At 46.4% G+C, this 13405-nt stretch carries 11 protein-coding genes; 3 read left to right on the forward strand and 8 right to left on the reverse strand.

The features are described 5' to 3' along the window. Window positions 1-1359 (reverse strand): glutamine synthetase family protein, encoded by a 1359-nt coding sequence (locus AC1DP6_RS16530; protein ID WP_477055818.1) that lies wholly within the window; start codon window positions 1357-1359, stop codon window positions 1-3. Further along, complete coding sequence (gene eat / locus AC1DP6_RS16535) at window positions 1356-2672, reverse strand: ethanolamine permease (protein WP_477055819.1); 1317 nt, start codon at window positions 2670-2672, stop codon at window positions 1356-1358. The genes AC1DP6_RS16530 and eat overlap by 4 nt, the downstream gene beginning before the upstream one ends. 125 nt (window positions 2673-2797) lie before the next feature. On the opposite strand from eat, the gene AC1DP6_RS16540 reads away from it, so the two are divergent. Then, a complete protein-coding gene (locus AC1DP6_RS16540; protein WP_477055820.1) occupies window positions 2798-3133 on the forward strand; it encodes a winged helix-turn-helix domain-containing protein in 336 nt (111 codons plus the stop codon). 19 nt (window positions 3134-3152) lie between these two features. On the opposite strand, the gene AC1DP6_RS16545 is transcribed toward AC1DP6_RS16540, so the two are convergent. From AC1DP6_RS16545 to AC1DP6_RS16565, 5 genes are all read right to left on the reverse strand, one after another. After that, window positions 3153-3635 (reverse strand): molybdopterin-dependent oxidoreductase, encoded by a 483-nt coding sequence (locus AC1DP6_RS16545; protein ID WP_477055821.1) that lies wholly within the window; start codon window positions 3633-3635, stop codon window positions 3153-3155. A gap of 5 nt (window positions 3636-3640) precedes the next feature. Next, on the reverse strand, window positions 3641-4714 hold the full coding sequence (locus AC1DP6_RS16550; protein ID WP_477055822.1) for a cytochrome-c peroxidase: 1074 nt from the start codon (window positions 4712-4714) through the stop codon (window positions 3641-3643). Between the two features lie 4 nt (window positions 4715-4718). Continuing rightward, on the reverse strand, window positions 4719-6722 hold the full coding sequence (locus AC1DP6_RS16555; RefSeq protein ID WP_477055823.1) for a TonB-dependent receptor plug domain-containing protein: 2004 nt from the start codon (window positions 6720-6722) through the stop codon (window positions 4719-4721). Window positions 6723-6955: 233 nt separating this feature from the next. Continuing rightward, on the reverse strand, window positions 6956-7735 hold the full coding sequence (locus AC1DP6_RS16560; protein WP_477055824.1) for a sterol desaturase family protein: 780 nt from the start codon (window positions 7733-7735) through the stop codon (window positions 6956-6958). Between the two features lie 84 nt (window positions 7736-7819). Next, window positions 7820-8422: a Crp/Fnr family transcriptional regulator gene (locus AC1DP6_RS16565; protein WP_477055825.1), complete on the reverse strand. Its 603-nt coding sequence runs from the start codon at window positions 8420-8422 to the stop codon at window positions 7820-7822. Between the two features lie 159 nt (window positions 8423-8581). On the opposite strand from AC1DP6_RS16565, the gene AC1DP6_RS16570 reads away from it, so the two are divergent. Both AC1DP6_RS16570 and zwf read left to right on the forward strand, forming a co-directional pair. Beyond that, window positions 8582-10357, forward strand: a complete 1776-nt coding sequence (locus AC1DP6_RS16570) for a glycoside hydrolase family 9 protein (protein WP_477055826.1) — start codon at window positions 8582-8584, stop codon at window positions 10355-10357. Window positions 10358-10513: 156 nt separating this feature from the next. Then, a complete protein-coding gene (zwf, locus tag AC1DP6_RS16575) occupies window positions 10514-12019 on the forward strand; it encodes a glucose-6-phosphate dehydrogenase (protein WP_477055827.1) in 1506 nt (501 codons plus the stop codon). A 276-nt stretch (window positions 12020-12295) separates the two neighbouring features. Here the strand turns inward: zwf and AC1DP6_RS16580 are convergent, their stop codons facing one another. Beyond that, window positions 12296-13258 carry an endo-beta-N-acetylglucosaminidase H gene (locus AC1DP6_RS16580; protein WP_477055828.1) on the reverse strand — a complete coding sequence of 321 codons (963 nt, stop codon included), beginning with the start codon at window positions 13256-13258 and terminating at the stop codon, window positions 12296-12298. Window positions 13259-13405: the final 147 nt, after the last annotated feature.

A 13405-nucleotide genomic window follows, 5' to 3' on the forward strand; every position in this document is an offset into this window, starting at 1 on the left:
TTAGATGATTTCGAAATATCTTTTCAATTCCCAGTCGGTGACTGCTTTCGCGTATTGTTTCCATTCCCACTCCCGCGTTAACGTAAAATGTTCTACGAAGGAGGCCCCGAATAATTCTTTCGCCAGCGCCGACTCCTTCATTTGCTGTGTAGCAATATGAAGGTTCTGAGGTAATACACCATTTGAGGTGTCTTTGTACCCATTGCCGATGGTGGCTTCTTTTTTCAGGGTCAGGTTGTTTCTGATGCCATACAGGCCAGCAGCGAGACAAGCGGCCAATGCCAGGTACGGATTGGTATCTGAGCCTACCACCCTTGTTTCCAGGCGGGTGGCTTTTATATTGCCTGGTAATGCTCTTAAGGCCACCGTTCTGTTGTCGATGCCCCAGGTGAGCGTAGTAGGTGCCCAGGCCCCTTCTACGAGGCGTTTATAGCTGTTGATAGTAGGTGCGATCATGGGGAGTATCTGCGGTAAGCAGTGCAACTGCCCGGCTATATAGCTTTTCATCAGTGCACTCATTTTATGGGCATCTTTCTCCTCATAAAATAAATTGTGTTTACTATCCTTATCCCATAAGCTCTGGTGTACATGTCCGCTGCAGCCGGGCAGGTTTTCATTGATCTTGGCCATGAAAGTAGCCATTACTCCATGCTTATAGGCAATCTCTTTTACGGCCGTTTTAAACAGCACGGCCTGATCGGCTGCCTGTAATATGGTAGCGTATTTAATGGCCGCTTCATATACGCCTGGTCCGGTTTCGGTATGTAAACCTTCTATCGGTATGTCAAATTTTACCAGTTGTTCAAACAGGCTGCTCATGTACTCGTTCTTCAATGCACTCCGTAAAATGGAGTATCCAAACATACCTGGTGTTAACGGGGTAAGGTCCCGGAATTGCTTCTGATGCGCGGTATCCGGTGTTTCTGTAAAGTTGAACCACTCAAATTCCTGCGAAAAATAAGGCACAAAGCCGCTTTCTGTGGCGTCTGCCATCACCTTGCGCAACAGCTGTCTCGGACAGGTATAGGTGGCGGTATTATCTTCCTGCACAAAATCTCCCAGGAAAAAAGGAACATCATTTTCCCAGGGAATTTTACGGAAGGTGCTGAGATCTATTTTCACATGTGCATCGGGGTAGCCGGTATGCCAGCCGGTGAACTTCACATTATCATACACCACGTCGCTCATGTCCCAGCCAAAGGTCACGTCGCAGAACGCGAGTCTGTTTTCTACTACGGAGGCAAACTTCTCTGCCGCAATGTATTTACCTCTCAATACGCCATCGATATCTGTCACCGCTACTTTTACTTTACCGGAGGGGTGTTGTTTTACGTACGCTAATATTTCTGATGTAGTCATGTATTGGCGGGTTTAAATATTTTGTACAACAAAAAGGCAATGGCCAATATGGAAAAATAGATGGCCCCCAGCAAAGGATTGTAGAGGAACATGGCAATGATAGATACGGTGGCAATGACCAGCGAGATCACCGGGAATACCGGGTAGAAAGCCACTTTGAATGGCCTTGGTAATTCTGGTTCCCGTTTTCTCAATATGATAATTGACACCATAGAAATGATATAAAGCGTGAGTGCACCAAAAACCGATACGATAATAATCTCGGATGTTTTACCGGAAAGTAACGCTAAAATACCAATTACCATGTTACCAATCAACGCATTGGCGGGGGTATGAAAACGGGGAGATATTTTGCCCAGCAACGACGGCAAATTATGCACCCTGCCCATTTCGTAGGTAGATCGCCCTGCTGCGAGGATAAGTCCGTGAAAGGAGGCCACCAGCCCAAATAAGCCTACTGTAATCAGCAGGTGATACATGAGGTGGTTGGCGCCGGTTATTTTGGCCAGCGCCAATGGCAGGGGAGAGTCGGAGGTTTCTCCGCTGATACCGTTTTTATATACAATGGCTTCCCAGCCGGCAATACCGGTGGCCGCCACAAATATGAGTATACATAATATGGCAAGGGTGAGGATGGCCCATCCAAAACCTTTGCTGATATCCCGCTGCGGATTTTTTGTTTCTTCGGCTACGTTGGCAATGCCTTCGATGCCCAGGAAAAACCAGATGGCAAAAGGGATAGCGGCAAAGGCGCCGCCCCATCCGTTCGGGAAGGCGTTGTTGGTAAGATTCACTACCTGGAATTTCGGCAGCGACAGTCCCGAAAATAGCAGTAACTCTCCTACGGCAAAAATGGTGACAATCACTTCGAACGAAGCCGCCGCTTTTACACCATATACGTTCAATGCCGTAAACACAAAATAGATGGCAATGGCACTGACTAATACGGGGACCTGTGGAAAAAATGCATTGAAATAAGCGCCGATGGCGAAGGCAATGGCGGGAGGCGCCAATATAAATTCAACTACCTGGGCAATGCCCGCAATAAAGCCGACATTTTTGCCCATGGCCCTGTTGGCATAATCAAATACGCCGCCTGCTTTGGGGATCGCGCAGGCCAGTTCGGCATAACTGAATGTAAAGGTTACATACATCACCATGATCACAAGGGTGGCAATGGCCATACCTCCGGTGCCACCTTTTTCAAGTCCAAGATTCCAACCAAAGTACATACCTGAAATAACGTATCCTACTCCAAGCCCCCACAGCATAAAGGGAGTCAGTGTTTTCTTTAAGCCCTTGTTTTGTGTCATTAGAAAGATCTCGATTGTGTGTACCGTAATATAACATAAAATAAAATATTATTTCAGTAAGTATTTTGATGGAGAATTTTAAGACAGGGTCGTCTATCTTTAGGCGCATACCCACACAATACAACATGAAACTGATTGCAAACGGGCGGATATGGATTGAAACGGAACAGGGCCCTTTTCTGGGTTATGGTAGAATTGAGTTGCTGGAAAAAATCAGCGAGCTGGGTTCATTGAGGAAGGCGGCAACGGCCATGAAGATTTCCTATCGGCAGGCCTGGGATTTTGTAGATCAGATGAATAAGCGGACCAGCCAGCCGCTGGTGATATTTGAAAGAGGAGGGAAAAATGGAGGTGGCGCTTTGCTGACAAGGGAAGGGGAGCAAGCCATCCGGTTATTTCATGAACTGAACCACGCTTTCCAGGAGTTCCTGACCACCGCCGTGGCCAGGATGAATAAATAATTTCCACATAGCGATCGTCTTATTTTGCAAATCGTACAGTCATGGTCGTTACCTCCCAGATCCAGCGGGCAGGTTTCTTTTCACCGGGCACCACTATACGAAAAGGCCCTTTCCCTGCAGGGAGCGGATTCCCATCCATTTTATCAGCTAATATAATCACCCGGTTAGTAAAAGTGCTGTCCAGTTCTGGCAGGGAAAATAATACTTCATACCCATCGCCGGATTTTACCAGCAGGTACTTGGACATATTTTCACCGCGTAATTGCGGTCCTAATGTAACACCCGCCTGTTGCAGGATTTCATATACCGGCACACCGGAGTAATGATGGGTTTGCCCATCCCGGTCTGCTGCCACCACTTCCACTTTTTTCATCGCGGTGATATCTGCTGCACTCAGCTTTAAAGGATGTGCTACTTCCCCTTCTACGGAAATAGACTGTGCCCGTACCACAGCAGAAAGAAGAATGGTAGTTACAAAAAAAGCAACGTGTTTATAGGTCATGCTGATTAATTAAAAGGATTTGAAAATTGTGGATTGTTGATAAATGTTGAATCTGTCAGCAGGTGTAAAAAGGCAATGATATCTTTCTTTTCACTATTACTAAGCTGAAGCGAATTGCCGCCCATGGCGTTGGAGGTATTACGTAGCACCGGACTCAGGGAAGGGCTGCTGATAATATGCTCACTATAATGATCCAGTACCTGTTCCAGCGTTTGAAAACGCCCATCATGCATATAAGGTGCGGTTAAGGCGATGTTGCGAAGAGTTGGTACCCGAAACCGGCCCCTGTCTGCAGCCTGGCCGGTCAGCTTTTCTCTGCCGGCATCCGGCGGGAGACTATCCAGCCCGTTGTTATGAAACAGCTCCATATATAGCTTAGGGCTACCATGACAATGCCCGCAGTTGGCGCCCCGGATATTTCTTTCCGGCGCTGGAGCAGACATAAATAGTTGCATCCCTCTCAGGGCAGCAGCAGCTGGTTGATATTTCCCTTCCAGGTACCGGTCGTATGGAGCATTAGCTGATATCAGCGTTCTTTCGAATTGCGACAGGGCTTTTACGATCTGATCGCCGGTGAGGCTGTCCACACCAAAGGCGGCACGAAAAAGGGCCGGATATCCCTTCGTATGGCGTAATTTTTCGGCCGATTGTTCCAGCGACTGTCCCATTTCATGTGGAGCCGTCAGCGGCGTCAGGGCCTGTTGCTCCAGGCTGCCCGCCCTGCCATCCCAGAAAAAGTTCCTCACCCATAACAGGTTGGCCAGCGACATGGCACTGCGGTCTGTCCGGATACTATCCACGCCGGTGCTGAAAGCCTTACCATCTGTAAAGGCCAGCTTTTGCTGGTGACAACTGCCACAGGAAATTTTATTGCCGGCAGAAAGCTGTGTTTCATAAAACAACCGCCGCCCTAAATAAACGCCTTCGCGGGTAAGGAGATTATCTGCCGGGATATTTGTTCTGTTACCAAAATAGGCCGGGTATACGGGAGTATATGGCTCGGTCACAAAAGCCATCCTGCTGCCCAGGAAAGGAAGTGCAGCAAGTCCCAGCAAAATAAGTAGCCAGCGTGTATTCATCTCCCTAAAAATAGGAATAATTGAAAAGCACCCTGGCAAAATAATTCCTTCCCTGCTCAGGATAACCTTCTGTGAGCATATAATTTTTATCAAAAATGTTGTTCACCCCACCCTGCACTTTTAACCAGTTGGTTACTTTTATCAACGCACTACCATGCAACAGGAAAAATCCCGGTGCAGTAGTGCCATAACTGCTGCTGTAACGGTCGGAATCATACTCCCCGTTCAATAAAAAGCCGAAGCGTGAAATATTGTACTGCAACCAGCCTATCGCTTTGTGCTCCGGTACATCTGTAAAATGAATGTTTGGATTATCGATGTTTTTCCGTTTGATATAAGTATAATTCAATCCCGCTGTAAAATCAGTTGATACATTCCAGGTGATAGCCGCTTCTGCGCCATAGTACACCGCTTTACCCTTGTTCTGCGACTGTGATAGCCATTGACGCTTTGTCGTATCATACACCACATTATTCACATTCTGAATCACGTTCTGAATGCGGTTGCAAAATATGGAACCATCCAGGCTCACATTTTTAATCCGCGTATCGGTATACTGCAAAGCAAAATTTAAGGTGTTTTCCGGTTGCAGATCAGGATTGGGTATTGCGGTGCCCAGCTTATAAGAATAGCGGTCTTTGATGGTGGCAAAACGTGTCATCCGATCCACCGAAAAGGTGAGCATACGCCCGGTGATAAAGGCATACATTAACTTCGCCTGTGCGTTTACGGCGTGGCTGTTATTGGAAGGGAAGTCAGTAATCGTTTTCGTCTGACTGTTATAATTCTGTGCTTCCAGGCTTTGACGATAATTAAAAGCTGTGCCGCCCTGCAACGTCCAGTGTTGATCAAAGGCATGCTGGTCGGTGATGCCGGCAGAAAAATTATTATCAGCTACTTTTCTTTCCGGTTCACCTTCGTTGTGTTCCCGGTGTACATCCTGCTTAAAATGCACCGCTGCTTTTAAGTTATTGGCAGCAGATAACACTTGTCCGTATTCAATATTGCCACCAAGCGTATAGTCGTTGTAGTAACTGCTGAAAGCATAAGGTTTTTTTTGTGTGCTGTAAGTTGCATCATCAAAACTTTTTAGCAGGTTCACAAAGCGATCATAGAACAATCTTGTTTTCAGGTTGCTCTTTGCACTCAGACTGCTATTGGAAAGGAAGTAAATACTTTCTTTATTCCACTTGGGCCATTGCCAGTAACGCGGACTTTTATACTGTGAATTCAGTGTATCCGTTCCCGTATATACCGGCGATCCCTTGGACCCTTCCTGGTGAGAGTAGCCGATGGCCAGTTCGTTTTTTTCATTAGGGGTATAGCCCAGTTTGAATCCATAACGCCAGTCGTTATTATAGGAGTTGTCTCTTTTATTACCATCTTCTGTTTTGGAAGATTTGAAGTCATTGGAGAGATGATAGTAATCACGCTGATAGCGGGACAGATCGCCCTGCAGGTAGAATTTTTTCATGCGGCTACCGATGTTGATGGCTTCTTCGTGCCCACCAGTCAGCCATCCGGCGGAGGCATTTATTTCCAGTGCATGTACGGGTTTTGAGGAGATGAGATTAATAACACCGCCCATGGTGTTAGGACCATATAATACGGAGGCGCCTCCTTTTTCCACTACTATCTTAGAGAGATTAAAAGTAGTAAACCTGGCCAGGTCTACATAACCGTCATAAGGTACGTATACCGGCACCCCATCAATAAAAACGGGTGTTTGACGGAGATCAAATCCCCGTAGGTAGATCATGGATTCATTGCGGGGGCCTACGTTGGACTGGCTGATGCCGGGCAGGAGATTCAAAGCGGTGGCTACATTCAGGCGATGAAACTGTCGGATTTGCTCCATGCTGATAGTGCCGACAGAATCGTGCCGGCTGCCGTAGGCCACCACTTCCCCCAGGGAAAATACTTTGCTGCTGCTGTCTTGTTTAGACTGTGCGCCGACTTGTGCAATACCACCCATCAGGAGAATGGCGGTCATCAATACTTTTTGCATGTACCTGCTTTAGCGTTATTCATTTTTTTGAATAACGATGAACAAATGCTTTCCGCTGCTGCTATTACATGAACACGGGGACCGAAAAGGGAAGCTTGAAAAAAATGAAGCGTCAGGGTGTATGATAGGAATTGGGTACAATGATAGGGAGAAAATGGGGAAAAGTCAATGATGTGGAATTATTAAACGGCAACTACCCGGAATTGCCGGATAGTTGCATCGCTATTTATTGCTCATGCGCTCACCGGCTTACCAAAGCGGGCGGCCTGTAAGCGGTCAAATTCTTTTACATAATCAGGATGCTCTGTACCCATGGTCCGGTCCCATACCCGGAAGTAAAGACCATAGTTGCCCCTGAACTTTTTATGATGCAGGTTATGGTGTACGGAAGTATTGAATACCTCAAATGCCCAGGAATGGCGGAACCAGCGGGGCATAATTTCATAGCCCAGGTGTCCATATACATTAATGATAAATCCGCTGATCGTAAATAGCAATATAGACAGCGGATGCAATGGCATCAGGCAGGCAATCACCACCAGCACACCACCTTCGACAATAGCTTCGGCAAAATGAAAACTATAAGAAGTCCATGGAGAGGGGTTGGTACTTTCATGATGCACTACATGCGTGAGCTTAAACAATTTTTTATGATGCATGATCCGATGCATCCAGTAGAAATAGGTATCGTGTACAATAAGACTCAACACCACACTCACACCTATATACCACATCGGAAAATCTGACAGCCGACTATAAATCATCGTATACTGCCGCAGCGGTGTGAATAACAATACAATAGTAATGATGGTAAATACCAGGGTGCTTTGCATGGAGTACCATATTTCCCGGAGGAAATCCTTTTTGGAAGCCAGTTTCTGCTGTATCTTAAAACGGTTAAGTTTGTTGGGCATCAACAGGTAAAATAATGCGAAAGGAATACCTGCCAGTGCAAAATACCTGAGCGCGGAAAGAACGAAAATTTTACCTGCAGCCGTCACTATCGTGTCCATAAACCATGAGTTTTATGTCCCAAAATTAGCGCAGGAGTGGGGCAGATGTGGTTAACAAAGGATAACTTCCGGTCTTAACAAAGGTTAATTTCCACCCTTCCCTTTGGTATGCATACGCTTTCTGATGCGGCTGAGTGATACAGGCGTAATGCCCAGCATGGAAGCAATATATTTATCAGGTACCCGGTTTACCAGGTCGAAACGTTCTGTCAGCAAGGCACGGTAACGCTCCTCCGGAGATAACGTTACAAAGGATTCCATCATCTTCAGGGATTCAGATAACATGCGCATCAGGAAAAAGTTTCGCAAAGGCTCATATTCAGGATGTGTTTTTAATACTTCTTCCAGAACATCATAATCCATTTCCAACAGGGTGGTAGGCTCCAGCGCGCGGTAAATGAAGCGGGAGGGCTGCCGGTTTATAATGGTGTCGTGCGAAGCAATGAACTGATGTTCCCAGCGTAGAAACAACGTAGCCTCGTCACCGTTATCCTTGATGATATATGCCCGCATGATGCCTTGTTCAATGTATGCCAGGCGTCTTTCTGTATCTCCTTCGCGGATGTATATCTCATTGGCCTCCAGCTTTATCATCCGGGTCATGGCAAACAATGCGGTAGTGTCAGCAGGCAATACCCCTGATAACTCAAATAATAGCTGTTGTAAGGTTGTTTTTGATGTACTCATATAAATTGACTGCCGGAATAACCAGTTGCTAATGTAAGTTTAATTCCCCGAAACTGCTGCCTGGTATGTTTTTACGGGTATGTTTCGGGGAGATGGAAATTGCCCGGAATAATGCTGGAAAATCGATTATATTAACAGTCTGTTTTAAAATAAAATTCCATGTTAAAAAATAAAGCGGCACTCCCTTTTCTGCTATTATTGGCGGCACTCTCCGGGCATGCGCAACAAATCGTTACTACCATCCAGTTAAATCAGTCAGGGTTTTATCCCTATGCACAGAAAGTGGCGGTGGTGACGGCGCCTGTTTCAGACCCGCATTTTTATATTATTAAGGAACGGGATACTGTTTTCCGGGGTATGTTAAGTGAAGAGAAAACATCTGCCTGGTCTGCCACCAAAACAAGGATCGCCGACTTTTCAGCGTTGACCACACCCGGAAGCTATCGCATATATGTATCCGGTGTACGACCGATGAATTCCACCTCTTTGGGAGATTCCCGGAATTTTATTATTGGCAACGAGATACACCATGCTGTTGGTATAGCCAGTCTGAAAGGATATTATTATCAACGTTCCGACATGCCACTGGAAGAGCGTTTCGCCGGCAAATGGCATCGGCCGGCCGGGCATCCGGATACGCAGGTGTTGGTGCATGTTGGCGCCGCCAGTCCGTCACGCCCTGCGGGAACTGTAATCGGCACACCAGGTGGCTGGTATGATGCAGGTGATTATAACAAATACATCGTTAATTCCGGAATCACCATGGGGACCTTGCTCTCCGCCTATGAGGACTATCCTGATTACTTTAAACAACTGAAAACGACTATCCCGGAAAGCAGTGATGCCATACCGGACATCCTGAATGAGGTGATGTACAATCTCCGCTGGATGCTGACCATGCAGGACCCTGCCGATGGCGGGGTGTATAACAAATGCACCAATGCGGTCTTTGATGGCATGGTGATGCCGGGTGTTACCAAAGCACCGCGCTATGTAGTGGCAAAAGGTACCGCTGCCACGCTGGACTTTGCGGCCGTGGCAGCACAGGCCGCACGGGTATTGAAACCGTTTACCCCGCAGTTGGCAGATAGTTGCAGCAAGGCCGCGGCCAAAGCATGGGCCTGGGCCAAACAGTTTCCTGCGCTGGCATATGACCAGGATAAGCTCAATAAAATATATGCACCGGCCGTCACCACAGGTCCTTATGGGGATAGATATTTTAGCGATGAATGGTTATGGGCGRCAGCGGAACTATATCTCACCACCCGCGATCCCCAATACTTTGAAATGGTGCAGCAGCATATGAGCGATAAAGTAAAATTGCCCGACTGGGCAGAAGTAGGCATGTTGGGGTATTATTCATTTTTACGCAGTAAAGATTTACCGGCCAATACCAGTGCCACAGTAACGCTCATGCGTACACGCGTATTGGAACTGGCCAACGCTTATATAGAAAAGGCCGGCAGCAGTGCCTTCCGGACGGTTATGGGACAAACTGCCCGCGATTTTATATGGGGTAGTAATTCCGTGGCTGCCAACGAAGGCGTTCTGTTGCTGAATGCGTATAGGCTTACCCGTGACAGGAAGTATATAGATGGTGCACTGACTAACCTGGATTATTTACTGGGCCGCAATGCTACCCACTATTCTTTTTTAACCGGAACAGGTACACAGTCGCCTATGCATCCGCACCATCGCCCTTCCGTAGCAGATGGAATAACGGACCCGGTACCTGGCTTGCTCGTAGCAGGACCTAATCCGGGTATGCAGGATAAAGTCCGGTACGAATTTACAGCGCCGGAAACCGCTTATATTGACCACGACCAGGCCTATGCTTCCAACGAAATTGCGATCAACTGGAATGCTCCCATGGTGTACCTGGTCAATGCCATAGAAGCATTAAAGGTTCCCGCCGGATATGTCCGTAAACGTTGATGATTGGTTCATATTGTAAAAAAAAATAGTTATAGCGCGGGATGCTATCTTCCCAGTCAGTGCCGGTTGAGGTGGTGATACCCGTCGCCGGCAAAATTGTATTGCCATATTCCGGGAATTGATGCTTAAATTACAGCACTATAAACCGATGCTTAGATGAAACCTGGAAAAATAATCCCCGCCGCTATCACCATCTTCGGCGCCAAAGGGGATCTGACAAAAAGAAAACTGATTCCGGCTCTTTATAATTTGTATACAGACAAGCACCTTCCGCCTGTATTTACCATCTATTGTGTGGACTTCCTGGCAGAAGATGAAGCCGCCTTTAAACTTGACCTGCTGGCAGGTATCAACGAGTTTAGCAGGAACGGAAAGGCCGATGAAAAAGAATGGGAAGGATTTGCTGAAAACATTCACTATCTGCAGGGCGATTTCCTGAAAACAGAAACCTACACCGGCCTGAAAGGAAAGCTGGATGCTTTTGACAAAAAGCAGAAAAAGAACAGTACCCGGATCTTTTATTTCGCCGTGGCACCCCGCTTTATCGAAATCATTGCAGATGGCCTATATAAACATACCCTCTGCAACCGCGATGCCCTCGACCGCATCGTAGTAGAAAAGCCTTTCGGTACCGACCTGGATACCGCCAAAAAACTCAATCGCTTTTTAACGAAACGGTTTGCTGAAAAACAGATCTATCGCATAGATCATTACCTGGGTAAAGAAGCGGTACAGAATATCATGGCGTTCCGCTTTGCCAACTATGTATTTGAACCACTATGGAATAAAAAATATATTGATCATATACAAATCAGTGTGGCGGAAGAGGTGGGCGTAGGCAAACGCGGCGGTTATTATGACGGCGCTGGCGCTTTACGTGATATGATACAGAATCACTTGCTGCAGTTAATGTGTATCGTAGCTATGGACTCCCCGGAGTTTTATAAATCAGAACTGATCCGCGATGCCAAAGTAAAAGTATTGAAAGCCATCCGTCAATATACACCGGCGCAGGTGCTTAAAAACGTGATCCGCGGACAGTATACCGCCGGTAACGTACATGGAACCCCACGCCTGCCTTATCGTAAAGAAGAGCATGTGCAATCTGCCTCCAATACAGAAACCTTTGTGGCCGCACGTTTATTTATTGACAACGACAGATGGAAAGGAGTACCTTTCTTTTTACGTACGGGTAAATCCATGCCGGTACAGTCATCCGTCATCGTAGTACAGTTTAAAGATTCTCCCCATAAAATTTTTAAAGATGACCTTACACCAAACAGGCTTATCATCAGTATCCAACCAGAACTGGAAATAAGTTTGTTGTTTGAAAGTAAAGTCCCCGGTTTAAAAATGAAACTGAAACCGGTAGAAATGGATTTCACTTACCAGGAATCTTACACCGAAACAATTCCCGAAGCATACGAAGCATTGTTGCTGGATGTGCTGGATGGTAACCCTACTTTGTTTATGCGTGCCGATCAGGTAGAAGCTGCCTGGAAAGTAGTAATGCCCATTGTAGATACCTGGAAGAAGTATCCCGCAAAAGAGCTGCATTTGTATAAAGCAGGTACCTGGGGACCCACCGCTGCCACGGCTTTACTGAAGCCTTATGCAAAGGATTGGTTCCGGTTGTCTGCAAGGGAAGAAAGCATAAAGTAAACGCATGAATCAGGTTGATTGACAGTGTGTTACGAGGGAATTGGAATGATTATAAAGCTCATAGTGCGGTGAAAGAGTAGTAAGAGTGTAGTAACAGTGTAGTAAAAGAGTAATGTAACAGTAGTAAGAGTGCCGTGGAACAGTAATAGAAGTATAGGGGGAATGTAATAGATAGACGAATCCTAAGTACCGGAGAAGTATACGAGAAGTAGTAATGAAGTAGGAAAAGCCGTTTCCATATCGGAAACGGCTTTTTTCGTTTATGCACTTCCGTATTTACGGAGTATACGTTACACTGCTGCCATACAGTATATTGGATACGCCGGAGAAATAGGTATGCTTGTCTGTACTGGTGAGGTTATACCATAAGTACACACCATAGCCGTTGTTTTTTGTCTGCGTAGCCAGGGAGTTGGCAGTACTCTGACTGGTGCTTTGTATATCTACTGCGGCAGGGCCTAATTGACTCTTCGTCAGTCCTGCTACGTTGGGTACAGCATAAGAGCCATAAATAGCATTCCAGCTATAATTGGCAAAATCACCTACTTTTTTACCGCCCCAGGATAAGCGGGAAGCAGCCGGACCATAGTAGTAGAAAGAGATGATTTTGGAAGGCATTATTTTCCGCAGTTCATCTACCAGCATCACGAAAGAACTGTCGTTGGGCTGTGTGGTGCCATTGTTGCCGTAATCGGCATACTCATCATCAAAATCAATTCCATCGAGACCATAATACGTCACCGTGTCACTGAGCTGTTGTGCAAAAGCATGGGCAGAAGTTCTGCTGGTAAAATTGCAGAAGCCGGCGCCCTGGTGATTGCCAAGAATAGACAGCAATACTTTCATGCCTTTGTTTTGTAACGGCACTATTTGCGTCGCCTTATTAGCCAGCACATTAGAAACATTGGGATTGTTGTATAACACCGCCTTATGGGTAGTGGTATTGTAATTAATGTTGGCGGCAAAGATGATCGCAATATCAAACAGTTGTTGCCCACCGGTCGTTAAGGTATATTTGCCGGTGTTCAGTAAACTGTTACTGTTTACTTCTACGTAGCAAACAGACTTGCCACCGGCTTTGGTGACAGATTCTGTGCTGACTTTTCTGCCGTCATTTTTTGCATCAGCAGGGGCAACACTTTTTTGATTTTCTTTCTTACAGGCAACTGCGAAGAGTAGGGTTACAGCAGTGGCGGTACCTGCGGCTATCAGCCGCCAGGAGTGGAATTTTGTTTTCATAACAACATTTTAGATGTTTAAATAATCCGGGTTCAGTTTTGGTTATGGGTTTCCAGGCTAACGGGTCTAACGACAGGTATGTTGGAGGCTCTGCTCAGGCTAACGTTGAATGATATACAACCGGTGGCTGACGAAGTAGCCAGCCAC

This window comes from Chitinophaga sp. 01L420, assembly GCF_056399985.1.